Origin of the sequence: Streptomyces sp. NPDC048606 (assembly GCF_040650855.1) — a bacterium.
Classification (GTDB): domain Bacteria; phylum Actinomycetota; class Actinomycetes; order Streptomycetales; family Streptomycetaceae; genus Streptomyces.
On the sequence record NZ_JBEZIB010000002.1, the window covers coordinates 276,562 to 300,010 of the forward strand.

Below are 23,449 nucleotides of genomic sequence, written 5' to 3' on the forward strand. Positions count from 1 at the left end.
GCCGGCGGGGTGGACGCTCTCACCCGGATGGGGGCGGGGAGGGGGCGCGGAGGGGCCCGGAAGGGGTCGGTGAGCGCCCGTGGGGCCGCCCGAAAACCTCTGGAAGGCCGGGCGGGGATCGGATTACGCTGCCGGCTCCGGTGCCGAGGAAGGGGGGAGCCGGCGTGAGGATGCATGCCGACGAGGTCGACATCGACGAGGCCCTCGTCGAGCGGCTGGTCGCCGCGCAGTTCCCGCAGTGGGCGGACCTGCCCGTCACCGCGGTGCGGTCCGCGGGCACGGACAACGCGATGTACCGGCTGGGCTCGCGCCTGGCCGTGCGCCTGCCGCGCGTTCCCGGCTCCGTGGACCAAGTGGCCCGGGAGAACCGCTGGTTGCCGCGGCTCGCGCCGCACCTCCCGTTGGCCGTTCCGGCGCCGGTGGGGGCGGGCGTCCCCGGTGAGGGCTTCGCCTTCCCGTGGTCGGTCTACGGATGGCTGGACGGCGAGGACCTCTTCGACGCGCCCCTGACGGACCTGGGCGGCGCGGCGGTCGAGCTGGGCCGTTTCGTCGCCGCGCTGCGGCGGATCGACACGACCGGCGGACCGCGATCGTTCCGGGGAGGGCCGGTCGCCGCGCGGGACGCCGGTGTCCGGGCCGCGATCCGGGACCTGGGGGCCGACGGAGTCCTCGACGCGGACGCGGCCGGCGCGGTGTGGGAGGAGACCCTCGCTCTCCCACAGTGGGAGGGCGCCCCCGTCTGGCTCCACGGCGACCTCCTGCCGGGCAACCTGCTGGGTCGGGAGGGCCGGCTCGCCGCCGTCATCGACTTCGGCTGCGTGGGCGTCGGCGATCCCGCCTGCGACACGATGGCCGCCTGGACCCTGCTGACGCCCGAGACCCGCGGCGCGTTCCGGGAGGCGGTCGAGGTGGACGACGCCACCTGGGCCCGGGGGCGCGGCTGGGCCCTGGCCTTCGGCCTCACCGCCGAGCACTACTACCGCGTCACCAACCCCGTTCTGGCCGCCGTCGCCCACCGCGCGGTCGCGCAGGTCCTCTCCGACGCCCTCTGAACCGCCCCCGCCCTCCGGGGTGCGCCACCCGCTTCCGCGGTGGCCTGCGCGTCCGGGTCGAACCGTCCCCCGCCCCGGGGTGCGCTCTCGCGGTGTGGCCGCGCTTGGGTTCCGGGCCGCGAACCGCCCCCCGCCCCCGGGGTGCGCCGCCCGCTTCCGGGGGGCCGGCGCGTCCGGCTCGAACCGCCTTGGGGCCGCTACCGCCCCAACAGCAGTTCCTTCGCCCGCGTGAACTCCTCCGGGGTCAACAGGCCCTCGCGGGCGAGGTCGGCCAGTTGGGTCAGCTCCGCCACCAGGTGTTCCGCCGCCGGGTGTTCGGCCTCCGTGTGCTCGGCCGCCGGCTGTTCCCGCTCCGCCGGGCGCCGCGCGGGGCTCGCCGACGGGGGCGGTTCGACCTCCTCCCACGGCGCGGGCTCCGGGAAGGGGTCCTCGTAGCGCGCCGCGTCCGCCAGGGCCTCGGCCTCGTCCTCGGCGAGCACCTCCGCCAGGACCTCGGCGCGGCCCTCCTCCCGGTCCTCGGCCTCCCCCCACTCCGCGGCCCCCGCCGCCCTGCGCAGCAGGCCCCGCAGCAATGGCCTGCCCGGGGCGCGGGTCGCCGCCGCGACCTTCGTGCCCACCGGCCGGATGAACAGGACGCGTCCCGCGCCGCCGCCGCTCGCGCTCACGCCGCCCCCGCCCCCACCCGCTCCGCGGGGATCCGCACCGAGCCCACGATCCGCCCGCCGGCCGCGCGTACGGCCACCGCCGCGTCCTGCGCCCACACGTGCTCGACCACCAGCAGCAGCGCGCAGCTGCCGCGTTCCAGCAGCTCCGCCGCCTCCCGGACGTCCTCGGGGCCGATGAGCCGGGCCGCGTCACGGCCGGCCAGGATGCCCCGTAGCTCCACGAACTCGTCGAACTCGGCGGCCAGTACCTCCCCCGCGGCCGTCCTCGTCGCGACGAGGCCGTCGATCAGGCGCACCACGCCCGTCTTCCTCAGCCCCATGACGGCCTCGACCGCCGGGACCCGCAGCTGCTCCTCGGGGAAGGCGAGGACGATGAACTCCACAGGTCCCATGGGGCGGGGCTCCCTCACTCCTGACCGTTTCTGACGACTCTTCGGCACACTATGACATAACCGGACATACTCGCCTCACCCTTGCTACGTTTCCCCCATGACCGCTCTGACGGCGAAGGTGGCGGAACCCGCTCCGCTCCCGCCCCCCGCCCGCGCCCCCAAGCGGCGCGGCATCGAGCTGACCCTCCTCGTCGGCGCGGTCCTGATCTCCGTACTGGGCCACGTCTACGTCGGCCTCGCCGCCGGCGCCCCCGCGCCCGGCCCCGGCGCCCCCGCTCCCGCCCCCCGCCCCGTCGCCCCCTACGCGGCGGGCCTCGGCGTCGCCGCGCTGCTGGCCCACCTCGCCGTCCGGCTGCGGGCCGCCCACGCCGACCCGCTGCTGCTCCCCATCGCCGTCCTGCTCAACGGCCTCGGCCTCGTCCTCATCCAGCGCCTGGACCTGGCCACCCCGGGCGAGAGCGGCGCCGGCGACCAGCTGCGGTGGTCCGCGCTCGGAGTGACGCTCTTCGTGCTCGTCGTCGGACTCCTGCGCGACCACCGCGTCCTCCAGCGCTACGCCTACCTCGCCGTCACCGCCGCCCTCGCCCTGATGCTCGTCCCCGTGTTCTTCCCGGCGGTCAACGGCGCCCACATCTGGATCCGGTTCGCCGGCCTCTCGTTCCAGCCGGGGGAGTTCGCCAAGATCCTGCTCGCGGTGTTCTTCGCCGCCTACCTCGCCGCGAACCGCACCGCCCTCGCCCTCACCGGCCGCCGCCTGTTCTGGAAGCTGCGGCTGCTGCCCGGCCGGGTCCTCGGCCCGATCCTGGCGATCTGGCTGCTCAGCGTCGGACTGCTGGTCCTGGAACGGGACCTCGGCACCTCGCTCCTCTTCTTCGGCCTCTTCGTGATCATGCTGTTCACGGCCACGGGCCGGATCGGCTGGATCGCCATCGGCCTGCTGCTCGCCGCCCTCGGCGCCTACGCCGTCGGAACCTTCGAACCCCATGTGAACAGCCGCGTCGACGACTGGCTGAATCCTTTCGCCTCCATCGAGCGCGGCGAAGGCCCCGGCCAGCTCGCCCAGTCCCTCTTCGCCTTCGGTGCCGGCGGCCTGCTCGGCGCCGGACTCGGGCACGGCCAGTCCTTCCTCATCGGCTTCGCCGCCAAGTCCGACTTCGTCCTCGCCACCGCCGGCGAGGAACTCGGCCTCGTCGGCCTGACCGCGATCCTGCTCCTCTACGGCCTGCTCGTCTCCCGCGGCTTCCGCGCCGGCCTCGCCCTGCGCGACCCCTTCGGCCGCCTCCTCGCCACCGGACTCGCCTCGATCATCGCCCTCCAGGTGTTCGTGATCGCCGGCGGCGTCACCGGGCTCATCCCGCTGACCGGCATGGCCATGCCCTTCCTGGCCCAGGGCGGCTCCTCCGTCGTCACCAACTGGATCATCGTCGCGCTGCTGGTCCGGCTCAGCGACAGCGCCCGCAGACCCCGCCCCGAGCGGGAGGGGGTCGAGTGATCCGCTACATCCGCTGGTGCGCGTACTTCTGCGCCCTGCTGCTGCTCGCCCTGCTCGTCAACGTGGCCCGGGTGCAGGTCTGGGAGGCCGCCGCCTACGGGGCGAACCCCGCCAACAAGCGCCCGGCCGTCGCCCGGTACGCCGAACCCCGCGGCGACATCCTGGTCGACGGCAGACCCGTCACCGGCTCCCGCGACAGCGGCCAACTGCTGCGCCACGAGCGGACCTACGTCAACGGCCCGCTCTACGCGCCCGTCACCGGCTTCTCCTCCCAGAGCTACGGGACCAGCTTCGTCGAGCGCGCCGAGGACGCGGTCCTCGCCGGGGACGACCCGGCGCTGTCGGCCTTCCCGCTCTGGTACGAGCTGTCCCGCGGCCGCCCCGGCGGCGGCGACGCGGCGACCACCGTGCGGGCCGCCCTCCAGGAGGCCGCCTTCCGGGGGCTCGGCGGCAAGCGCGGGGCGGTGGCCGCGCTGGAGCCGGCGACGGGCCGGATCCTGGCGCTGGTCAGCAGCCCCTCGTACGATCCGGGCCTGCTGTCGGGCACCGGATCGCGGGTCAAGGCCGCCTGGGAGCGGCTGAACGCCGACCCGGCCCGGCCCATGCTGAACCGGGCGCTGCGCGAGACGTACCCGCCGGGCTCCACCTTCAAGATCGTGACGGCGGCCGCGGCGCTGGACGCGGGCGTGGTCACCGACGTGGACGCCCCCACCCGCACCCCCGACCCGTACCCGCTGCCCGGCACCCACACCCTGCTGCCGAACGCGGGCACCGGCTGCGAGGACGCCTCCATGGCGGAGGCCGTGCGGTGGTCCTGCAACACGGTGATGGCGAAGATCGGGGTCCAGGTGGGGCTGCGACGGATGGTGGAGGCGGCCGAGCGCTTCGGCTTCAACGACGCCGGCCTGCGGGTTCCGTCGTGGGTCTCCCGGTCCGGCTTCGACACGGACATGAGCCGGGACCAACTGGCCCTCTCCTCGATCGGGCAGTTCAACACGAGGGCGACGCCCCTGCAGATGGCGATGGTGGCGGCCGCCGTCGCCAACGGGGGAGAGCTGCGCACCCCCCACCTCGTCGAGCGCACCACCCGGGACGACGGCTCCCCGGTCCGCCGCACCGACCAGCGGACGCTGGGCCGTGCCATGAGCCCGGCGACGGCGCTGCGGATGCAGGAGCTGATGGTGCAGGTCGTCGAGGACGGCACCGGGCGCAACGCCGCCATCCCCGGCGCGGTCGTCGGGGGGAAGACCGGCACCGCGCAGCACGGCGTGGGCAACGCCGGCACCCCGTACGCCTGGTTCATCGCCTGGGCCAGGGCCGAGGGCGCGCCGCAGCCGGCCGTGGCGGTCGCGGTGGTGGTCGAGGACGCGGCGGCCGACCGCCGGGACATCAGCGGCAACAGCGCGGCGGCGCCCATCGCGCGCGCCGTCATGGAGGCCGCCCTGAGGACCGGCTGACCCCCGCCGAGGGTCGGCCGTGGGGGAACGCCGTCCGCCCGCGGGGCCTCGCGGGCGGACGGCACCGCACGGGGCGGCACCGCACGGGCCGGCGCGGCACCGTGTCGCACCGCGCCGCACCGGACCGCGCCGCACGCGGCTGCGGCCCGCCGTATCCGACCTAGGACCGGTACACGCGCAGCTCCCGCACCTCGTAGGACATCTCGGCGACCCCCGGCCCGGGCGAGGGGTGGTAACGCCCGGCCGACACAGACAGGTTGACGATGAGGTACGCGTGCCAGCCGCGGCCCACGCCGCGACGGTCGGCGAAGACGCGGACGCCGTTCAGCCACCACACCACGGACCTTCTGCCGAACTCGCACTTCAGGTCGATCCAGCCGCCGGGCCGGACCTTCGCGTCGCGGTGGTAGCGGTGCGCCTCGTGGACGTGGTTGGACAGTTCCAGCAGGTCGGGGTTGTCGGGGTGGTACTCGAAGACGTCGATCTCCTGGCCGCCGTCCCGCCAGGTCCAGATCGCGGGCCAGGCCCCGACCTCCACGGGGAGGCGGACCCGGGCCTCCAGCACGTCGCCCGTGCGCACCATGAACCCCTCGTCGCTGCCCTCGGTGGTGAGCAGCCCGGCGTCCCAGTTGCCGTCGGGGCGCGGGGTGGCGCGGAAGGTGCCGCCACGGCTGTAGGCGGGGTCGGCGGTGAGGTGGTCGAGTTTGTTGTCGCCCGGGTTGACCGGGCCGCCGCCGGGATAGGCCCACGAGCGGCCGGCCACCCATTGTGACGGCGAGGAGAAGTCGGCGGTGAAGACGGGAGCGCGGCGGGGGGCGAACAGCGGCAGCACGCCGCCCCCGCCCTCACCACCCGTCACAAGGCGCCGGGTGAGGCGCCGCAGCCATCCAAGTGCTTCCGGTTCCATTCCTCTGGCATGCCCGCCCCGCGCCGCGCCACACGTCCTGTTCTCACTGAGAGTAATCACAGTAATCCCGAGTGATCACAGTGTCGTACGGGATCACGCCGCGCCGGTCGCCTCGTTCAGGTGTCGGATTCGGCCGGCGCGTCGCCCGCGCCCTGTCGGATGGCGGCCTCGACCTCCGCCACGCGCTCGCGCTCCTCGGCGGCGAAGCGCTCCCGGTCGAGGTTCTCGGCGATCTCCTCGTCCTGGCTCATCAGCAGGTCGAGGTTGGAGTCGCCCATGTCGAAGACGCCCATCTCCAGGTACGCCTTCTGCAACCGCTCGCCCCACAGGCCGATGTCCTTCACGCACGGCACGATCCGGCTGAACAGCAGCTTGCGGAACAGCCGCAGGAAGTCGGAGCGCTCGCTGAACTCCTCGGCCTCCTTCCGCGGGATCCCGAAGTTCTCCAGGACCTCCACCCCGCGCAGCCGGTCGCGCATCAGGTGGCAGCCCTCGATCACGAACTCCTCGCGCTCGCGCAGCTCGGCGTCCGTCAGCTGCCGGTAGTAGTCGCGCAGGGCCATCCGCCCGAAGGCCACGTGGCGGGCCTCGTCCTGCATCACGTAGGCGAGGATCTGCTGGGGCAGCGGCTTGTCGGTGGTGTCGCGGATCATGCCGAACGCGGCCAGCGCCAGCCCCTCGATGAGCACCTGCATGCCGAGGTAGGGCATGTCCCAGCGGGAGTCGCGCAGGGTGTCGCCGAGCAGCTCCTTGAGGTTGTCGTTGACCGGGTAGAGCATCCCGACCTTCTCGTGCAGGAAGCGTCCGAAGATCTCCGCGTGCCGGGCCTCGTCCATGGTCTGCGTGGCGGAGTAGAACTTCGCGTCGAGGTCGGGAACGGACTCCACGATGCGCGCCGCGCACACCATCGCGCCCTGCTCGCCGTGCAGGAACTGGCTGAAGTTCCAGGCGCTGTAGTGCCGGCGCAGCTCGCCCTTGTCCTTCTCCGTCATCTTCGCCCAGTGCCGCGTCCCGTACAGGGTGAGGACCTCGTCGGGGGTGCCCAGCGGGTCGTAGGGGTCGACCTCGATGTCCCAGTCGATGCGTTTGGCGCCGTCCCACTGCTTGTCCTTGCCCTTCTGGTACAGCGCGAGGAGCCGTTCGCGGCCGCCGTCGTACTCCCAGCTGAAGCGGGCCGAACCGGAGGCGGGGATCCGCCAGACGCCCTCGCCCGGGTCCTCGGTGTAGAGCTCGTGCGTCGACACTGACGCCTCCTGGTCTCACGTACTTCCGTACAGGACTGGACAGTTGGCAGCGTCACACGTTGGTAGACGCGGGGTCAACAAGTCGGCCGCGGGGGATTGACGGCCTTGCTGACAAGCAGTCTCATAAGAGGTGACCGCCGGTAACCCAGACGCGAGGTGCCCGAAGCCATGACGACAGTGACGCAGCGACCCGCGCTGAGGGACGCCCTCGGCCTCCTCAAGGACCGCGAACAGGTCGCCGAGCGACTGCTCGAATCCTCGGCCAGACACTCCTTCGACCCGGACACCGAACTCGACTGGGAAGCCCCGCCGATCGACGGCAAGTACTACTGGCCGCCCGAGCTGATCTCCCTCTACGACACCCCGATGTGGAAGAGGCTCGGCGAGGAACAGCGCATCGAACTCTCCCGCCACGAGGCCGCCGCCCTCGGCTCGCTCGGCGTCTGGTTCGAGATCATCCTCATGCAGCTCCTCGTCCGCCACATCTACGACAAGTCGGCGACCAGCAACCACGTCCGCTACGCCCTCACCGAGATCGCCGACGAGTGCCGGCACTCGATGATGTTCGCCCGCATGATCCGCCACCACGGAGCCCCCGAGTACCCCGTCTCCCGCGTCCACCACAACCTCGGCCGCGTCCTCAAGACGGTCTCCACCACCCCCGGCTCCTTCGCCTGCACCCTCCTCGGCGAGGAGGTCCTCGACTGGATGCAGCGCCTGACCTTCCCCGACGAGCGCATCCAGCCCCTGGTGCGCGGCGTCACCCGCATCCACGTGATCGAAGAGGCCCGCCACGTCCGCTACGCCCGCGAGGAACTGCGCCGGCAGATGCTCACCGCCCCCCGCTGGGAACGCGAACTCACCCGCGTCAGCTGCGGCGAGGCCGCCCGCGTCTTCTCCCGCGCCTTCGTCAACCCGGCCGTCTACGACAACGTCGGCCTCGACCGGCGCGAGGCCGTCGCCCAGGTCAGGGCCAGCGGACACCGCCGCGAGGTGATGCAGACGGGAGCCAAGCGGCTCACCGACTTCCTCGACGACATCGGGGTGCTCAGCGGAGTCGGCCGCCGACTCTGGCAGATGTCCGGCCTCCTCGCCTGAAGGGGTCGTCTACGCTGCGGACATGACCGTACGGGCCTACCGCAGACTGGGCGTCGAGGAGCGTAGGGCCCAACTCCTCGACGCCGCACTCACGTTGTTCGCGCACCGGGCACCCGAGGAGGTCTCCCTCGACGACGTCGCGGAGGCCGCCGGGGTGTCCCGGCCGCTGGTCTACCGCTACTTCCCCGGCGGCAAGCAACAGCTCTACGAGGCCGCCCTGCGCTCGGCCGCCGACATGCTCGAACTCTGCTTCGCCGAACCCCAGTCCGGCCCGCTCACCCGACGGCTCTCCCGCGCCCTGGACCGCTACCTGGCCTTCGTGGACGAACACGACGCGGGCTTCGCCGCCCTCCTCCAGGGCGGCAGCGTCGTGGAGACCTCCCGCACCACGGCGACCGTGGACGGCATCCGCCGCGCCGCCGCGCACCAGATCCTCCTCCACCTCGGCGTGCCCACCCCGGGTCCGCGCCTGCGGATGATGGTCCGCACCTGGATCACGGCCGTCGAGGCCGCCTCGCTGATCTGGATCGACGAGGGCAAGCAGCCGGAGGTCGCGTCCCTGCGCGACTGGCTCGTCGACCAGTTCATCGCCCTCCTCACCGCCACCGCCGCCACCGACCCGGAGACGGCGGCCACCGCCCGCGCCGCCCTCGCGCTCGAACCGGCCGACGGCCCCGTCGGCGTCCTCGCCCGGCGCGTGGTCCCGGTGGTCTCCGAAGCCGCTCACCTGCTGTGACACTGGTGGGGTGAGAAGCGAACCGACCCCCTTCGAGGGGGGACCGATGGACGGCAGGGTCCTGCCGATCCTCGTCGGCCCGACCGGACACCCGCCGAAGTGGTACGAGATCCCCGTCCCGTCCCCGGACGGCGGCCCCGCCACGGTCCTGCTCTACGAGCGCGTCCCGGCCGGCTACACCAAGCGGCTGCACCTCCAGAAGGGCTGGAAGTACGCCTACTCCCCGACGGGCGTGAAGCCCCGCCCGCGCTGGCCCTGGACGAAGCCCCCGAAGCCCCCGCAGTCCCCGCAGGACTGACCCGGGCACCTGGCCGCGTCGGGTGTGCCGTCGGGCCTCGGGGCCCGTACGGCGCCCCGCGCCCCGGGATCCGTGGGCCGACCGGGGGCGCCCGCGCCCCGGGGAGCCGCACACCGAGCGGGCCGCCGGCCCTACGGCAGGCGCAGCACCGCCTCCGCCCCGCCCCCCTCGGCCTCGCGGAACTCCAGCCGCGCCCCGATGGCCCGCGCCTGCCCCACCGCGATCGTCAGCCCCAGCCCGTGCCCCTTGCCCCCGCTGCGGAACCGCTGCGGCCCGCGCGCGATCAGGTACTCGGGGAACCCGTCGCCGTGGTCGCGCACCGACACCACCGGCCCGTCCACCGTCACCACCACCGGCGCCCGCCCGTGCCTGTGGGCGTTGGCCACCAGGTTCCCCAGCACCCGCTCCAACCGCCGCCGGTCCGTCTCCACGTGCGCGTCCCGCAGGACCACCACCGCCGTGTCCGTCCCCGACGCCCGCACCACCCGGCGCACCAGCCGCTCCAGCTGGTGCAGGTCCGTCTCCGTCACCTCGCTGCCGGAATCCAGCCGGGAGATCTCCAGCAGGTCCTCCGTCAGCTGCCGCATCGTCCGCACCCTCTCGCGCACCAGCTCCGTCGGCCGCCCGTCGGGCAGCAGCTCCGATGCGGCCTGCAGACCCGTGAGCGGCGTCCGCAGCTCGTGCGCCACGTCCGCCGTGAACCGCTGCTCGCTCAGCAGCTTCCCCTGGAGCGTTCCCGCCATCGTGTCCAACGCCCCCGCGACCGTCGACACCTCGTCCTGGCGCCGCGCGGGGTCCTTCGTCCGCGGGTCCCCGACCCGCGCGTCCAGGTCACCCTGGCTGATCCGCCGCGCGACCGTCGCCGTCTGGTGCAGGCGCCGCGTCACCCGGGTCACCGCGAACGCCCCCACGAGCAGCGTCCCGCCGATCGCCAGCACCGACGACCAGATGATCGCGTTGTCCAGCCCCCGGATCGTCCGCGCGCTCTGCCCGTAGTCCACGGCCACCGCCAGCGCCCGCCCGTCCGCCGGGGCGGCGGCCCACATCAACGACCGTCCCCGGTACTCCGCCACGACCGTGCCGCGCTGCCCGCCGCGCACCGCCAGGGCCCGCAGCTCCGGCGGCAGCCCCGCCGGGTCGACCCCCGCGTTCGGTGGGAGCGCCTCCCCGGCCTCGTAGGCGCGCGAGGCGTCGTGCAGCCTGCCCAACGCCTTGTCGCGGGCCGTCGCCACCGTCTGCCGGGTCACCTCCACGTGCACCAACGCGCCCAGCACCGCCGCCAGCGAGCAGCACATCACCACGATGAAACACGCGGACTTCCAGGTCAGCGTGGCCGTCCAGGCCGGCAGTCGAGGTCTCACGGCGCTCCCGCGCCGGAGGGCGCGGCCGTCGCCGAGGCACCCGGACCGGGCACGCGCACGATCTGCTCGCGCGTGGGCAGCATCGTCCGCTGCCGCGCGTCCCACGACCAGGCGGTGATCAGCGCGTAACCCGGATTCCCGCTCGGCACGCGCAGGACCACGTCCCGCCCGGCCAGCTCCACCGAGACCACCGTCTCCGTCGTCGCCATGATCCGGTTCAGCCGGCCGTCGGCGTCCGCCGTGTAGGCCCGTACGGACATCATCCGGTCGGGCAGCTCGATCCCGACGACCAGCTCGTCACTGCCGTTGCCCGTCAGGTCCCGGTAGTACGGCTTCAGCACCGGGCACGCCCCCGGCGCCCGCCCCGCCGTCCCGCACGCCCTGATCGCGTCCGCCGTCTCGCGCGGCATCCCGTCCGCCCCCACGGAGATGTCCGGGTGCGCGTCCAGCTCCGCCCGCACCAGCGCCACCGGATCGACGCCGTGCACGTCCTGGTCGCGCACCGGCGGCAGTCCCCGTACGTACTCGGGCGGGGCGCCCCCCGGATCGGCGGGCGGTACGTCCGCCCCGCGCCGCTCCGGCCACAGGTGCACGGGACCGCTCGCCGTCGGGGTCGGCCCGGCGGCGGCCAGCCCGCCGGTGTCCCCGCACCCCGCCGTCGCCACCACCGCCGCGAGGGGCAGCAGCAGGGCGGCGCACGCGCGCGGCAGGCGCTGGTCCACGGCGGGGTGGCCTCCTTCGGGCGGTGCGGGCCGCGCGGTACGGGCGGCCCGCGGCGGCGGTCGGGTTCGACCAACCTTATGCAGACCTACGCACCTTTTGCCCGTACGGCCGTCCCCGCCGCCCCCGCACCCGCCCGGGTCCGGGCCGTACCGCACCCGCCCCGCAGGGGGTGCGTCAGCCGTCCGTACGCCCGCGCCGCAGCATCGCGAAGCCCAGCCCGGCGGCCCCGATCGCCGCGATGCCGCCGCCCGCGGCGAGCAGCAGCACGCCCTCGCCCGGACCGTCGGCCAGGGTGTTCAGCCGCAGGGTGTCGGCGGTCCCGACCGGGCCCCGGTCGGAGACGGGGGTGACGTGGGTACCGCCCCGCGTGCCGGTCTTGTGCCCGTCGCCGGCCACCAGGTGCGAGCCGTCCTCGGGGCCGGTGTCGCCGACCCACGAGGAGAGCCGGCCGTCGGGCCGCAGCGCGGCGTGCAGCTCGCCGGTGTTCCCGAAACCGGTGAACCCGTCGCGGCTGGTCAGCGTGGCGACGGTGGTGCCCGAGCGCAGGATGTCGGCCTGGTAGGCGTTCTTCGCGATCCGGTACACCCGCGCCGTGGAGCGCCCGTCGGCCAGGGCCACGCTCTTGACCAGGGTCCGCTGCACGGCCGAGGTGGAGGTGACCGGAACGGCGTCGGCGACGGCCGCGCCGGTGGGCAGTGCCAGCAGACCGGCGGCGCAGGCGGTCACGGCGGTGGCGCGAACGAGGGTGCGGCGGCTGACGGTGTTCACGGGCTTCCTTCGACACGGGGCAGGAGGACCCGGAGGGTCGAGCGGGTCCTGAGGGCACCAACGTAGGGGCCCGCCGTTGCGGTATGACCGTGACCTTGTAACAGCGAGGCAGCAGCGAGCCGACGGAGTCGTTACACAACCGAGGGATTGCCGCGGGCGGCGGCGCCTGCTCCCATGGACGGCGGGGGTGACGCCGATGCGTGGACTCAAGGTGCTTCCGAGCGGCCGGCCCGGCCGCGGCAGGCTATACGTCAACCGGGCCGACGGGCAGGCGGTGGCCTGGTACGACCGCCCGGCCAACCGGATCAGCGTACTGTCCGACGACCAGCGCGAGGCGGTGCTGGCCGCCCTGCGCCCGTACCTCACCGGCGGCTGGACCATGGGCCCGCCGCCCGTCCCCACCGCCGCCGAGCTGCGCATGCTCGTCCTGCCGCCCGACGAGGACCTGGCCCCGAACCGGCCGGGGGAGACCCTGATCGGCGAACTCGCCTACGGCGCACCGGGCGGCCGGGCCCGCCACCGGCTCCGCCAGGACCTCCTGGCGCGGCAACGGGTGGGGGCCGAACTCGACGCCCTGGAACGGGAGTCCCCCGACTGGCGGGCCCTGCACGACGTCCCGCTGCCCGGGCTCGGACTCCTGGACCACCTGCTCGTCGGCCCGTCCGGGGTGCTCGCCGTCCGCACCGTGCCGGGCCGCCGACAGCGCGCCCGCGTCGGAGACCTGCTGCTCACGGTGGGCCGCGCCGACCCGCGCCCGGACCCCCGCTGGATCCGCCGCGCCGCCGCCTGCGCGGCCCGGCTGCTGACCGCCCCGGTGACCCCCGTCCTGGCCCTGACCGACGCCTCCCGGGTGGAGGTGGCCCCGACCGTCCGGGACATCCTGATCCTCCAGCCCCCGACCGCCGCGACCACCCTGAGGGCGATCCCGCGCTCCCTCAAACTCCCGGACGTCGACGCCCTGTTCACCCTGGCCCGCACCCGCCCGACCTGGACCTGACCCGGGGCCCGACCCGGACCTGACCCGGGCCCGACCCGGGCCCGACCGGGGCCCGATCCGGACCTGGGGCCCGACCCGGGATCGGGAGACGGTCGGCTCAGGCCGAACTGCGCTTCCTGGGCGCCGCCTTCTTCGCCGCCGCGGCCGACGTCTTCCTCGCGGAGGCCGACGTCGACTTCGAGGTCGCCTTCGAAGTCGCCCCGGCGGCGGCCGACTTCGCGCCGGACGACCCGCCGGCGGAGGCCTTGGCCGCGGTCGCCTTCGAGGTCCCGGCCCCGGCGGAGCCGGCCCTGGTGCCCGCGCTCTTCGTGGCCGTGGTCTTCGTCGCCGCCTTCGTGGCCGTCGTCTTCGACGCGGTCGCCTTCGAGGCCGCCGACCGGCTGGTGCTCTTCTTCGGGGCGCCCGCCGCCGTGGCGCGCGCGCCCGACGCCGTCGTCTTCTTGCCGCCCACCGCCTTGGGCGTCGAGGCCGAGGCCGTCTTCCTCGCCCCGCGGCGGATCGGCGTCACCTCCGCCTCGCGCTCCTCCCCGTCGTCCGGGGTCGGCTCGCCCCGCGAGGCCCGCGCCGCCCGCACGCTGCTCTCCAGCGCCGCCATCAGGTCGATCACCTTGCCGCCGGCCGGCTCCACCACCGCCTCCGCCGGCTCGAACGCCCCGCTCGACTTCGCCTCGATCATCGACTCCACGGCCTCGCGGTAGTCGTCGTGCAGCGAGGCCATCTCCACCTCGCCGAGCGTGGCCATCAGGGCGTCCGCCAGGTCCAGTTCGGCGTCCCGCACCGACACCGTCGCCTCCGGCGCCACCCCCTCCGGCTCACGGATCTCGTCCGGCCACAGCAGTCCGTGCATCGCGATCACGTCACCGACGACCCGCAGCATCCCCAGCCGCTCCCGCCCGCGCAGCGCGAACTTCGCGATGGCCACCTTCCGGCTCCGCTTCAGCGCCTCCCGCAGCAGCGTGTACGGCTTCGCCGCCGTCGCCCCGTTCGCCGCGAGGTAGTACGCCGCGTCCATCTGGAGCGGATCGATCTCGTCCGCCGGGACGAAGGACACGATCTCGATCGTCTTCGCCGTGGCGATGGGCAGCCGCGCCAGGTCCTCGTCCGTGATCGGGATGATCGACCCGTCCGCCTCCTCGTACCCCTTGCCGATCTCGGCGCCGGGCACCTCCTCGCCGTCCAGCTCGCACACCTTGCGGTACCGGACGCGGCCCCCGTCCGTCACGTGGATCTGACGGAAGGAGATCGAGTGGCTCTCGGTGGCGTTCACGAGCTTGATCGGAATGCTGACCAAGCCGAAGGAGATCGCCCCGTTCCAAATGGATCGCACGGTTCCTCCTGATTCGTGGCAATCTCATCGTATGACGCCGATCACCACGGTGGAGGGGCGTCGCCTCGCCCTCAGCAACCTGGACAAGGTCCTGTACCCCCGGACCGGCTTCACCAAGGGCGAGGTCCTGCACTACTACGCGACCGTCGCGGACGCCCTCCTCGCCCACGTCCGCGACCGCCCGGTCTCCTTCCTGCGCTACCCGGACGGCCCGGACGGGCAGCTGTTCTTCACCAAGAACCCGCCGCCCGGTACGCCCGACTGGGTGAGACGGACCCCGGTGCCCCGCTCCGACGACCCCCGGGCCGAACAGGTGGTCGTCGACGACCTCCCGAGCCTGATGTGGGCCGCGAACCTCGTCGTGGAGTTCCACACCCCCCAGTGGCGGGCCTCCGCCCCCGCCGTCGCCGACCGGATCGTCTTCGACCTCGACCCCGGCGAGCCCGCCGGCGTCGTCGAATGCCGCGACGCGGCCCTCTGGCTGCGCGAGCGCCTCGCCGCCGACGGCCTGGAGGCCCACGCCAAGACCTCCGGCTCCAAGGGCCTCCACCTGGCCGTCGCCATCGAGCCCACTCCCTCCGAGCGGGTGTCGGCGTACGCGAAGGACCTCGCCCAGGAGGCCGAACGGGTGATGCCCGAACTCGTCACGCACCGGATGGCCAAGGCGCTGCGCCCCGGCAAGGTCTTCGTCGACCACAGCCAGAACGCCGCCGCCAAGACCACCGCCGCCCCCTACACCCTGCGGGCCCGCGCCCTCCCGACCGTCTCCGCACCCGTCTCCTGGGCGGAGGTCGCCGCCTGCCGGACCCCCTCCGACCTGGTGTTCCTCGCCGAGGACGTGCCGCCCCGGCTCGCCGCCGACGGGGACCTCCTCGCTCCGCTGAACGACCCCGACCGGGCCGGGAGGCTGCCGTGAGCGCCACCGGCCCGGCGATCCGCGTCGCCCTCGCGGTCGCCGTACGGAGCCTGCCGCGCGAGGCGGGTCTGGCGTACGAGCCCAAGTTCGACGGCCACCGCCTCGTCATCCGGCGCACGGCCGAGGACGTCGTCCTCCAGGCCCGCTCCGGGCGGATCGTCACCGGAGCCTTCCCCGACCTGGCCGCGGCCGCCCGCAGGCTGCCCGCCGGGACCGTGCTGGACGGCGAGGTGGTCGTCTGGCACGCCGGGCGCACCGACTTCGCCCTGGTCCAGCGCCGGGCCGCCGCGGCGACCAGCACCCGGGCGGCCGTGCTCGCGCAGAGCCTGCCCGCCTCGTACGCCGCCTTCGACGTGCTCGAACTGGCCGGGGTGGACGTGCGCGGGCGCCCGTACGAACGCCGCCGGGCCCTCCTCGTCGACCTGCTGCTCCCGCTCGGCCCGCCGCTCCAGCCCGTCCCGATGACCACCGACCCCGAACTCGCCGAGACCTGGTACGAGACCCTGCCCGCCAGCGGCATCGAGGGCCTGGTCGTGAAGCGGCTCGACCAGGCGTACCCGACCGGGCGGCGCGTGTGGCGCAAGCTGCGCCACACCGACGTCCGCGACGCGGCCGTGGTCGGCTACACCGGGACCCCGCGCCGCCCGCTGGCGCTCGTCCTGGTGCCGGCCGGGACCGAGGACGACGCCCCGCTGGTGTCGAGCCCGCTGTCGGCCGGGCTGCGGGCGGAGCTGGTGGCGGCACTGGCGGCGCGCGGGACGGCCGGCGAAGCGGCGGGCGGGGAAGCGGCGGCCGGCGCCGCGGGCGGTTCCGCGCCGACGGCCACGATCGTCGCGATCGGCTTCGGGGAACTGCCCTTCCGGCCGCTGGACCCGCCCCTGGCCGCCGAGATCCGCCAGGCCTCGACCCGCCACCCGCCGCCGGAGGTGCTCCGGCTGCGGACGGACCTCTGACGGACCTCTGACGGACCTCTGACGGACCGCTGACGGACCCCTGACGCGCCCGCGGCCCGCGCCGGGGGGCGCGGGCCGCGGGGAGGCTTCGGTCGGGGGCCGTCAGGAGTGGGCGCCGCGTCCCGCGTCCGGGGGAGCGCCGGGCTGGGGGTGGGGGCCGGGGCCCTGCGGGTGCTCGTAGCCCGATTCGCGCTCGGCGCGGGCCTCGTCCTGGTGGCTGTGCGTGCGGGACCCGAAGTTCCCGTAACCCTGCATCTCGTGCGGGCGCAGTCCGCCCTCGGGGATCTCGACGTGCTCGCGCTCCTCGCGGACCTCGTACACCGCACCGCCCTCCGGCAGGTGCGGCTGGCTCTCGGCGGTGGGGGGCGGGGGCTCCTTCGCCCGCACGCGCTGGCCCAGCTTGAACCCCCCGAGGAGGAATCCGGCCACGATGATTCCGACCACCAGGAACCACGCGATGTCGGTCAGGATCCTGTCCAGCGCGATGTAGGTCAGGGTCGTGTTCATACGCCCCATTTTCCCGCACTTTGATGAGATATGCGCCACTCGGCCACCCCGAACCCCGCCCCGGCGGGTCACCCCCGAACGGCGTCGGCCCCGCCCTCGCGGCGCACGACGGGCCGCGGACGCGGGGCCGACACCACCCCGAACGGAGCAACTACCTCAGCGGACCGTCCGAATCCCGCAGCCCCGGACCCTCCTTGCCGCCGAGCACCCCGAGGATCTCCGCGCAGATCGCGAGCGCCGTCTCCGCGGGCGTCTTCGCCCCCAGGTCCAGCCCGATCGGGCCGTGCACCCGGGCCAGCTCCGAACCCGTCACGCCGGCCGCCACCAGCCCGTCGGTGCGCCGCGCCGTGGTCCGCCGCGAGCCGAGCGCCCCCACGTACGGCACCTCCAGCGCGAGCGCCGTCCGCAGGGTCGGCACGTCGAAGTCCTCCTCGTGGCTCAACATCACCAGGCAGGCCGCGTCCCGGTGCGCCCCGAGCACCTTCTCGGCCTCGACGGCGTCCTCCACGGCCACCGCCTCCCACCCCAGCAGCTCCGCCTGCCGCGCGATCACCCGCGCCAGCTCACCGCCGCCGCCGATGACCACGTACGGGGCCGACGGATACGCCTCCACGAGCACCAGCCCGGAACCCCCGTACAGCGCGTCCCGACCGGGCCGCCGCGTCCCGAGCAGCTCCCCGGCCCGCCGCGCGGCGTCGTCCGCCGCCGGCTCCCCGGCCCGTACGACCTCGCTCACGGCGGTGTCCGCACCCTCCCCGAGCCGGGTCACGAGCGCCACCCCGGCCCCCGAGCCGAGCAGCTCCCACCACTCCGCCGGAACCGCCGACAGCGGCTGGAGCAACACCTCCGCCTGACCCCCGCAGGTCAGCCGCGCCTCCTCGGCCTCGGCCCGCCCCACGGACACCTCGCACACCCGCGCCCCGTCCCGGCCGGCCCCCTCCAAGGCCCCGGCCTCGGCGACGAGTTCGGCGTCGAAGACACCCCGGTACAGGGCCCCGACACACTCCCCGCCCGCGTCCACGAGCACGGCCCCGGCGGGATCCCGCGGCCCGAACCCCGACTCGGTCACCGGCCGCGCCAGGAACGCCACCCGCCCCTCGGCCACCCAACGCCGTGCCGTCTCCGCCAGCTCACGCATCCTCGTCGCCCCATCCCGGTCACGCTGTCTCCCCGCAAAGCGCCTGGTCAACGGCACGATGCGGCCTGACCTTCCACCCTACGCACGCCCTCGCCCCCCACCCACCCCCCAATCCCACAGACCCCGCCCCACCCCCCTCGTACGGACCACCGGAACACCGGTCGCGCAACGTGACAGGGCGAGCGCCCTTTCCTCACGCTCCGTACAGGCAACAGGAAACCTCCGGGATGCCGCCCACCGCCCACACCCACATGTCACACTCGCCACTGAATCGATCTCCAAGGGCGCCATATCTTTTGGGAGTTGCCTTCCGATGAATACCTGGCCCGCAGTGGGACCCGAACTGCGCCGATTACGCCAAGAGGCCGGATACACGCTCACCGAATTGGGTCGCGCGGTGAACTACAGCAAGGGCTATCTGAGCAAAGTCGAACGGGGGAAGGTGAAACCGTCACCCGATGTCATTCGACGGGTCGACGCGTTTCTCCGCGCCGGGGGAGCGTTGTGCGGACTGCTCGAACCGACCTCGACGCACACGCCGCGTTCCGCCGCCGGGACGAACGGTGGCGACGGGCCCGGGGAACGCGGTTGGGAACTCGACCCGGCCGACCTCGTCCGCGTCGGCGCCGACACCCTGATCGGCCGGGTCCTCAAGCGGCCGGGACACGCCGCCGCGCCGGACGGGGCCACCCTCGTCCAGGCGCTCACCACGCAACTCGAACAGTCCCGAGCCCTCGGCCAGTGCTGCGACCCCGCCACCCTGCTCCCCGTCCTGGAATCCCAGACGCGCGCCGTCGTGGCGCTGCTGTCCACGGGGGCCCCGCGCGAACGTCGGCCGCTGCTCGTCCTCGCCTCACGGTTCGCGGAGTTCGCCGGCTGGATGGCCCAGGAGGCCGGTCGGGTCCGGGCGGCACTGGCCTGGACCGCCGACGCCGTGCTGCTCGCCCAGGCCGGCGAGGATCCCCACCTGGCCTCGTACGCCCTCGTCCGCAGGGCGCTCGTCACCCTGTACGACGGCGACCACGCCGCCACCGTCGGCCTCGCCGGGCAGGCGCGGCACGACCGGCGACTGCCCCCGAGGATCCGCGGCCTGGCCGCCCAGCGCGAGGCGCAGGGGCACGCCCTCGCCGGCGACGAACTCGCCTGCATGCGGGCACTGGAGCAGGCCGGCCGGAGCCTGGCCGCCGCGCGGGACGAGGCCGCGCCCGGCCCCGTCATCGGCACCACGAACCTCGCCGACCCGGCCGCCATGGTGACCGGATGGTGCCTGTACGACCTCGGCAGCCCGCGTGAGGCGGCCCAGGTCCTGGACCGAGAATTCCTTCGCATCCCCGCGAACGCCCTCAGGGCGCGCACGAGATACGGATTCAGGCGCGCCCTCGCCCACGCCGCGTCGGGGGAGATCGAGCATTCCTGCGCCATCGCCCGGGAACTGCTCGACATGAGCGTGGCCGCCCCGTCGGCGACGGTCCGCACCGATATCCGACGCCTGTCCGACGAACTCGGCCGCTACCGCGTCAACCGCGCCGTCCGGGAACTGCAACCCGCTTTGGCCTGGGCGCTCAAGCCGACTCTCATCTGAACCCGCCGGACGACACGTCCGCGCGTTCGATTTCACGAATTCCCGCCAGGAGAGGAATCCGCCATGCCCGAAATCTTCGTGAACTACCGCACCGGCGACGAGGAGGCCACCGCCACCCTGATCGAACGCGACCTCTCCGCCCGATTCGGAAACGAGAACGTCTTCTTCGCGAGCAAGTCCATCCGGCCCGGACAGCCCTTCCCGCGGGAACTGCTCAAGGCCGTGCGCCGCAGCAGCGTCCTGCTCGCCGTGATCGGCGAGAAGTGGGTCGAGGCCCCGGGCCGATCCGGCCGTCCGGCCTTGGAGGACCCCGAGGACTGGACGCGGGTCGAGATCGAGGAGGCGATGGCCTGCGGGGCGGACGTCGTCCCCGTCCTGGTGGGACGCTCCACCCGACTTGAACGCGGCATGTTGCCCGCCGAGTTGGCGGGACTGGCCGACCATCAGTACCTCCGCTTCGACCACCGCGACGCCGAGAGCGACCTACGGCGGATCGGCGACGAACTGGCCGATCGGGTTCCGGAGCTGGCCAAGGCGGACCGAAGGCGACCGGCCGACGCCGGCACCGACGCCGGACCCGCGGGCACCACCCGCATGAGGGTCCGCGACATCCGTCACGACCAGCGCGGGGGGATCGGGAACCTCAACGGCGACCTCGGCAGTTTCATCAGCGAGCCGAACGCCCCCCTGCACACCGGCTCCGGAGCCCAGTACAACGGCCCCACCTTCAGCGGCGAAGGGATGGGCGTGAACTTCGTCGCCGGAGACAACTCGGGAGGCATGCGCCAGTCCGTCGAACGCGCCACCGACCACCGACCCCCGCACGACCGCGACCGGGACGAGCGCCGTCGGGACGAGGCGTGATTCCGGACGGCCCCGGCGAGGGTGACCAGGGCCCCGGCCACGACAGCGCGGGCCGTGCGGGAGCGGGCCCGACGCACAACGGTTCCGGGACCCAGAACAACCACTTCCACACCGCACCCCCCAGGCAGCGCCCGGACCGGCTGTCCGTCGCCCACGAACGACGAAGCTCGCTGCGCCGGCGCTTCGTCCGCCCGCCCGGCTTCGGCGAGGCGGCCCGCCGGATCGCCGAGCCGGGGGCGGTCGTCCTGATCCACGGGGCACCCGGCATCGGGCGCCACGCCGCCGCGACCGTACTCCTGCACGAGGCCGCCGACCCGGACGACGACCGGCCGGGCCGCTTCGAGGAACTTCCGCCGGAGCCCCCCGAAGACACCCTCGACGCCGGCCCCCGCGACCGGTTCCTCCTCAACCTCTCCGCCGTCGCCTCCGCCGAGTACGTCGAGGCCCAGCTGAACACCCTGGCTCCGTACCGGTCCGCCGTCGAAGACGCCGGGGCGCGGATGGCCGTCGTCCTGCCGGCCGCCCCCGACCACCTCCTGGACCCGCAGTTCGAGGCCCTTGCCGTGCGGCTGGAACGGCCGGACGGCGAGGGCCTCGTACGGCGCTTCCTGCGTCGCGAGGGTGTCCCCTTCAAGGACGAGGACCTGGGCGTCGAGGCACTGACCCGGCTGTTCGCGAGCGGCTCGATGGGTGAGCTGGCCCGGTTCTGCGAGACGGTCGTCCGTGCCCGCAAGGGAGGCCGACACGGCACCGTGTTCCGCACCTGGGCCGCGGAAGCCCTCGGAGCCGTCACACAGCGGGCCACGGAAGCGGCGGACCAGATCAAGGCGGTCAGGTCCGCCGAGGGGCGCGCCCTCCTGCTGAGTGCGGCGATGCTGCACGGCGCCCCGGCCGACGTGGTCTTCGACGGGCGGAACAGACTCCTGGGGGCGCTCGGGCACCGCCCCGAGGACGAGGGCACGGAAGCGGCCCGGTTCGTACGGGACGACCTGCACGACGAACTGACACGACTGGTCATCACGCGAGATCCCGACGGGGCGGTCACTTTCGACCGCCTGGAATACGACACGGCGATCCGCCGCCACTTCTGGCTGCACTTCCCGGACCTGCGGCCGGCCTTCGGCACCTGGGTCGAGGACGTCCTCGAACAGGGCGAACCGAGCGACGCGGACAAGGCGCTCCTGGTGCGGCGGTTCGTCGAGCGGGTCCTCGACACCTCGGGACCCGCAGACCTCCTCGCGAGGGTGCCGCGCTGGACCGACTCCGACGCGCCCCACATCCCGTACGCCGCGGCGTCGACCGCGCTCGAACGGGCCCTCGACGACGAACGCCACGTCAGAGTGGTCCTGGACCGGATGCTGAACTGGTCACAGAGTCCCTCCCTCTCCGCCGGTCTGCACCGCGTACTGACCGATGTCTGTCGGGGTCCGCTGTCCGAAAGTCACCCGTACCACGCGGTCGTCCGGCTCCACCATCTGGCGCACCGACCCACGGGTGCGAGCGCGCGCGAGGTGCTCTTCGCCCTCGTCGAACGCGACCCGAGACTCCGTCGCTACCTGCACCGCCGCATCGTCAAGCACGCCGGCCCCCGTTCCCCGGGCGACCTCTCCCTGCTCCTCGACCTCTACGCGGAGACGTCCATGCCCCCCGACCTGCCCTGGTGGGAACTGCCCGACGTCTGGCGTGCCGCGATGGACCACAGCCCGCGCCAGGCGTGGGCCCCGCTCGCACACCGCTGGCTCGACGCGGCCCTCAAGATTCCGGAGGAACGCCGCGCACGCGCCCTCGACGTCCTGGTGGAGGCCGTCGAGGGCAGCGACCGGCATGGCAACCAGCTGTACACGGTCACGTGCCACTGGGCCGGGAGCCGACCGGAGCGTGCCGCGACCGCGGCACGGCTGCGCCACGGAATCGACGTGGCCCAGGGTCTCGTCCGCGACGAGACCGTCACCTCGAACGAGTCGCGAGGAGTGCGATGAGTACCTACCTGCCGTGGACCTTCCTGGCGGTGACACTGGCGGCCGCGACCGGACTGATCGTCGTAAAGCGTGCCGAGCCCAGCCGCCCGCGCCCCCGCGACGCCCACCGACCGGCCGCTGAGCCGGAACCCGTCCAGCCGGCCGAGCCGCCCTTCCAGGAGGTCCATCTGGACCGGATCGCCGTCCCGAGCGCCCTGCCCGACTACGACTTCCTCTTCTCGGCGTCCGTCTGGTGGCGCCCGGCCGGCACCGAGGGCCCGGTCCCGCACGGCAACCGCTCCGGCATCGCGGCGGCCCACGTGATCAGGCGGGCCCGGGAGTTCACCCGCAACGAGCGTCCCGAACGCCACGGTTCCGTCCAGTACATCCTGGAGGAAGCCCTCGGCAGCCACACCCTGGACGAGACGGCGACCCTGGTCGTGATGGCCACGGACGTCACCCTGGCCCTGGTCCCCGAGGACCGCGACCGACTTCGCAAGCTCGCCGGCCTGCGCAAGGAGGAGGACACCTGGGAGCAGGAACGCCAGTACGAGCGCAGCCGCCGCAAGTACCTCTCCGACGAGGTCCTCCAGACCCCGGGCAGCGCGGCGGTGTGGTGGCTCGCACGCCACGAGGAGGACATCGAGCGCGCCGTGTCCCTCCTCGGCCCGTTCGCGCAGCTCTCGGCCGCCTCGAACAACACCGAGATCGCCACCCTCTTCCGGCACCTGGTGCAGGGCCCGACGACCGCGACGGACGAGCCGCCCCCGGACATCGTCACCTGCGTGACGGCGCTCCTCGAGCTCCTCGACCTGGCGACCGACCCCGCCGAGGGAGAGTCCGCGGAGCGGGAGTCGTTCGTCCTCCGCCTGGAAGGCTGGCTCGAGTCGGTGGGCCGATCCGAGGAAGCCGCGCGCCTGCGAGCGCACTTCCTTCCACCCGACCCCGAGGAATAGCCGACCCCACATACGCGAAGACCCCGTCTCAGCGAACTCGCTGACGGCGGGGTCTTTG

General features: G+C 73.9%; 23 protein-coding genes. 13 read left to right on the forward strand and 10 right to left on the reverse strand.

Annotated elements, in window-relative coordinates; all coding sequences use genetic code 11:
• Nucleotides 1-170: 170 nt before the first annotated feature.
• Complete coding sequence (locus AB0D01_RS03340) at nt 171-1,052, forward strand: aminoglycoside phosphotransferase family protein (RefSeq protein WP_363053431.1); 882 nt, start codon at nt 171-173, stop codon at nt 1,050-1,052.
• Between the two features lie 197 nt (nt 1,053-1,249).
• On the opposite strand, the gene AB0D01_RS03345 is transcribed toward AB0D01_RS03340, so the two are convergent.
• The gene (locus AB0D01_RS03345) at nt 1,250-1,717 is read right to left on the reverse strand and encodes a hypothetical protein (protein WP_363053274.1); all 468 of its coding nucleotides are present in this window, start codon (nt 1,715-1,717) and stop codon (nt 1,250-1,252) included.
• The gene (locus tag AB0D01_RS03350; RefSeq protein ID WP_363053275.1) at nt 1,714-2,109 is read right to left on the reverse strand and encodes a DUF6325 family protein; all 396 of its coding nucleotides are present in this window, start codon (nt 2,107-2,109) and stop codon (nt 1,714-1,716) included. Before AB0D01_RS03350 ends, AB0D01_RS03345 begins: the two co-directional genes overlap by 4 nt.
• A gap of 97 nt (nt 2,110-2,206) precedes the next feature.
• Between AB0D01_RS03350 and AB0D01_RS03355 the strand changes: the two genes are divergently transcribed.
• Nucleotides 2,207-3,601, forward strand: coding sequence for an FtsW/RodA/SpoVE family cell cycle protein (locus tag AB0D01_RS03355; protein ID WP_363053276.1), 1,395 nt, complete (start codon nt 2,207-2,209; stop codon nt 3,599-3,601).
• Nucleotides 3,598-5,058 carry a penicillin-binding transpeptidase domain-containing protein gene (locus tag AB0D01_RS03360; RefSeq protein ID WP_363053277.1) on the forward strand — a complete coding sequence of 487 codons (1,461 nt, stop codon included), beginning with the start codon at nt 3,598-3,600 and terminating at the stop codon, nt 5,056-5,058. Before AB0D01_RS03355 ends, AB0D01_RS03360 begins: the two co-directional genes overlap by 4 nt.
• 160 nt (nt 5,059-5,218) lie before the next feature.
• Here AB0D01_RS03360 and AB0D01_RS03365 read toward each other — a convergent pair whose 3' ends face one another.
• Both AB0D01_RS03365 and AB0D01_RS03370 read right to left on the reverse strand, forming a co-directional pair.
• Nucleotides 5,219-5,965 carry a beta-glucanase gene (locus tag AB0D01_RS03365; protein WP_363053278.1) on the reverse strand — a complete coding sequence of 249 codons (747 nt, stop codon included), beginning with the start codon at nt 5,963-5,965 and terminating at the stop codon, nt 5,219-5,221.
• 116 nt (nt 5,966-6,081) lie between these two features.
• Nucleotides 6,082-7,209, reverse strand: a complete 1,128-nt coding sequence (locus tag AB0D01_RS03370) for a ferritin-like domain-containing protein (RefSeq protein ID WP_363053279.1) — start codon at nt 7,207-7,209, stop codon at nt 6,082-6,084.
• A 168-nt stretch (nt 7,210-7,377) separates the two neighbouring features.
• Here AB0D01_RS03370 and AB0D01_RS03375 point away from each other — a divergent pair, with 168 nt between their 5' ends.
• Genes AB0D01_RS03375 through AB0D01_RS03385 form a run of 3 tightly spaced genes read left to right on the forward strand, consistent with a single transcriptional unit; the run spans nt 7,378 to nt 9,341 of the window.
• Nucleotides 7,378-8,307 (forward strand): diiron oxygenase, encoded by a 930-nt coding sequence (locus AB0D01_RS03375; protein WP_363053280.1) that lies wholly within the window; start codon nt 7,378-7,380, stop codon nt 8,305-8,307.
• Nucleotides 8,308-8,329: 22 nt separating this feature from the next.
• Nucleotides 8,330-9,043 (forward strand): helix-turn-helix domain-containing protein, encoded by a 714-nt coding sequence (locus AB0D01_RS03380; RefSeq protein WP_363053281.1) that lies wholly within the window; start codon nt 8,330-8,332, stop codon nt 9,041-9,043.
• A gap of 10 nt (nt 9,044-9,053) precedes the next feature.
• Nucleotides 9,054-9,341, forward strand: a complete 288-nt coding sequence (locus AB0D01_RS03385; protein ID WP_363053282.1) for a hypothetical protein — start codon at nt 9,054-9,056, stop codon at nt 9,339-9,341.
• Between the two features lie 131 nt (nt 9,342-9,472).
• Here the strand turns inward: AB0D01_RS03385 and AB0D01_RS03390 are convergent, their stop codons facing one another.
• From AB0D01_RS03390 to AB0D01_RS03400, 3 genes are all read right to left on the reverse strand, one after another.
• Complete coding sequence (locus AB0D01_RS03390) at nt 9,473-10,702, reverse strand: HAMP domain-containing sensor histidine kinase (RefSeq protein ID WP_363053283.1); 1,230 nt, start codon at nt 10,700-10,702, stop codon at nt 9,473-9,475.
• Nucleotides 10,699-11,424 carry a hypothetical protein gene (locus AB0D01_RS03395; RefSeq protein WP_363053284.1) on the reverse strand — a complete coding sequence of 242 codons (726 nt, stop codon included), beginning with the start codon at nt 11,422-11,424 and terminating at the stop codon, nt 10,699-10,701. The genes AB0D01_RS03390 and AB0D01_RS03395 overlap by 4 nt, the downstream gene beginning before the upstream one ends.
• Before the next feature lie 175 nt (nt 11,425-11,599).
• Nucleotides 11,600-12,193: a hypothetical protein gene (locus AB0D01_RS03400; protein WP_363053285.1), complete on the reverse strand. Its 594-nt coding sequence runs from the start codon at nt 12,191-12,193 to the stop codon at nt 11,600-11,602.
• A gap of 196 nt (nt 12,194-12,389) precedes the next feature.
• On the opposite strand from AB0D01_RS03400, the gene AB0D01_RS03405 reads away from it, so the two are divergent.
• Entirely contained in the window at nt 12,390-13,190 is an 801-nt protein-coding gene (locus AB0D01_RS03405) for a nuclease-related domain-containing protein (protein WP_363053286.1), read from the forward strand.
• Between the two features lie 97 nt (nt 13,191-13,287).
• On the opposite strand, the gene AB0D01_RS03410 is transcribed toward AB0D01_RS03405, so the two are convergent.
• Nucleotides 13,288-14,517, reverse strand: coding sequence for a Ku protein (locus AB0D01_RS03410; RefSeq protein WP_363053287.1), 1,230 nt, complete (start codon nt 14,515-14,517; stop codon nt 13,288-13,290).
• Between the two features lie 31 nt (nt 14,518-14,548).
• On the opposite strand from AB0D01_RS03410, the gene ligD reads away from it, so the two are divergent.
• Together ligD and AB0D01_RS03420 are read left to right on the forward strand one after the other, a co-directional pair.
• On the forward strand, nt 14,549-15,433 hold the full coding sequence (gene ligD / locus AB0D01_RS03415; protein ID WP_363053288.1) for a non-homologous end-joining DNA ligase: 885 nt from the start codon (nt 14,549-14,551) through the stop codon (nt 15,431-15,433).
• On the forward strand, nt 15,430-16,386 hold the full coding sequence (locus AB0D01_RS03420) for an ATP-dependent DNA ligase (RefSeq protein WP_363053289.1): 957 nt from the start codon (nt 15,430-15,432) through the stop codon (nt 16,384-16,386). Before ligD ends, AB0D01_RS03420 begins: the two co-directional genes overlap by 4 nt.
• Nucleotides 16,387-16,488: 102 nt before the next feature.
• Here AB0D01_RS03420 and AB0D01_RS03425 read toward each other — a convergent pair whose 3' ends face one another.
• Both AB0D01_RS03425 and AB0D01_RS03430 read right to left on the reverse strand, forming a co-directional pair.
• On the reverse strand, nt 16,489-16,893 hold the full coding sequence (locus tag AB0D01_RS03425; RefSeq protein ID WP_363053290.1) for a DUF6479 family protein: 405 nt from the start codon (nt 16,891-16,893) through the stop codon (nt 16,489-16,491).
• Between the two features lie 151 nt (nt 16,894-17,044).
• Entirely contained in the window at nt 17,045-18,031 is a 987-nt protein-coding gene (locus AB0D01_RS03430) for an XdhC family protein (protein ID WP_363053291.1), read from the reverse strand.
• 313 nt (nt 18,032-18,344) lie between these two features.
• On the opposite strand from AB0D01_RS03430, the gene AB0D01_RS03435 reads away from it, so the two are divergent.
• From AB0D01_RS03435 to AB0D01_RS03450, 4 genes are all read left to right on the forward strand, one after another.
• On the forward strand, nt 18,345-19,613 hold the full coding sequence (locus AB0D01_RS03435) for a helix-turn-helix transcriptional regulator (RefSeq protein WP_363053292.1): 1,269 nt from the start codon (nt 18,345-18,347) through the stop codon (nt 19,611-19,613).
• A gap of 63 nt (nt 19,614-19,676) precedes the next feature.
• On the forward strand, nt 19,677-20,477 hold the full coding sequence (locus AB0D01_RS03440; RefSeq protein WP_363053293.1) for a toll/interleukin-1 receptor domain-containing protein: 801 nt from the start codon (nt 19,677-19,679) through the stop codon (nt 20,475-20,477).
• Nucleotides 20,474-22,456, forward strand: coding sequence for a hypothetical protein (locus AB0D01_RS03445; protein WP_363053294.1), 1,983 nt, complete (start codon nt 20,474-20,476; stop codon nt 22,454-22,456). The genes AB0D01_RS03440 and AB0D01_RS03445 overlap by 4 nt, the downstream gene beginning before the upstream one ends.
• Nucleotides 22,453-23,391, forward strand: a complete 939-nt coding sequence (locus AB0D01_RS03450; RefSeq protein WP_363053295.1) for a hypothetical protein — start codon at nt 22,453-22,455, stop codon at nt 23,389-23,391. Before AB0D01_RS03445 ends, AB0D01_RS03450 begins: the two co-directional genes overlap by 4 nt.
• The last annotated feature ends 58 nt before the right edge of the window (nt 23,392-23,449 follow it).

What these genes read in the sequence shown, in the direction of transcription:
- AB0D01_RS03380 (WP_363053281.1), top strand. Translation starts at nt 8,330, where the DNA reads ATGACCGTACGGGCCTACCGCAGACTGGGCGTCGAGGAGCGTAGGGCC.
- AB0D01_RS03450 (WP_363053295.1), top strand. Translation starts at nt 22,453, where the DNA reads ATGAGTACCTACCTGCCGTGGACCTTCCTGGCGGTGACACTGGCGGCC.
- ligD (WP_363053288.1), top strand. Translation starts at nt 14,549, where the DNA reads ATGACGCCGATCACCACGGTGGAGGGGCGTCGCCTCGCCCTCAGCAAC.
- AB0D01_RS03340 (WP_363053431.1), top strand. Translation starts at nt 171, where the DNA reads ATGCATGCCGACGAGGTCGACATCGACGAGGCCCTCGTCGAGCGGCTG.
- AB0D01_RS03430 (WP_363053291.1), bottom strand. Translation starts at nt 18,031, where the DNA reads ATGCGTGAGCTGGCGGAGACGGCACGGCGTTGGGTGGCCGAGGGGCGG.
- AB0D01_RS03355 (WP_363053276.1), top strand. Translation starts at nt 2,207, where the DNA reads ATGACCGCTCTGACGGCGAAGGTGGCGGAACCCGCTCCGCTCCCGCCC.
- AB0D01_RS03405 (WP_363053286.1), top strand. Translation starts at nt 12,390, where the DNA reads ATGCGTGGACTCAAGGTGCTTCCGAGCGGCCGGCCCGGCCGCGGCAGG.
- AB0D01_RS03440 (WP_363053293.1), top strand. Translation starts at nt 19,677, where the DNA reads ATGCCCGAAATCTTCGTGAACTACCGCACCGGCGACGAGGAGGCCACC.
- AB0D01_RS03350 (WP_363053275.1), bottom strand. Translation starts at nt 2,109, where the DNA reads ATGGGACCTGTGGAGTTCATCGTCCTCGCCTTCCCCGAGGAGCAGCTG.
- AB0D01_RS03375 (WP_363053280.1), top strand. Translation starts at nt 7,378, where the DNA reads ATGACGACAGTGACGCAGCGACCCGCGCTGAGGGACGCCCTCGGCCTC.
- AB0D01_RS03435 (WP_363053292.1), top strand. Translation starts at nt 18,345, where the DNA reads ATGAATACCTGGCCCGCAGTGGGACCCGAACTGCGCCGATTACGCCAA.
- AB0D01_RS03425 (WP_363053290.1), bottom strand. Translation starts at nt 16,893, where the DNA reads ATGAACACGACCCTGACCTACATCGCGCTGGACAGGATCCTGACCGAC.
- AB0D01_RS03365 (WP_363053278.1), bottom strand. Translation starts at nt 5,965, where the DNA reads ATGGAACCGGAAGCACTTGGATGGCTGCGGCGCCTCACCCGGCGCCTT.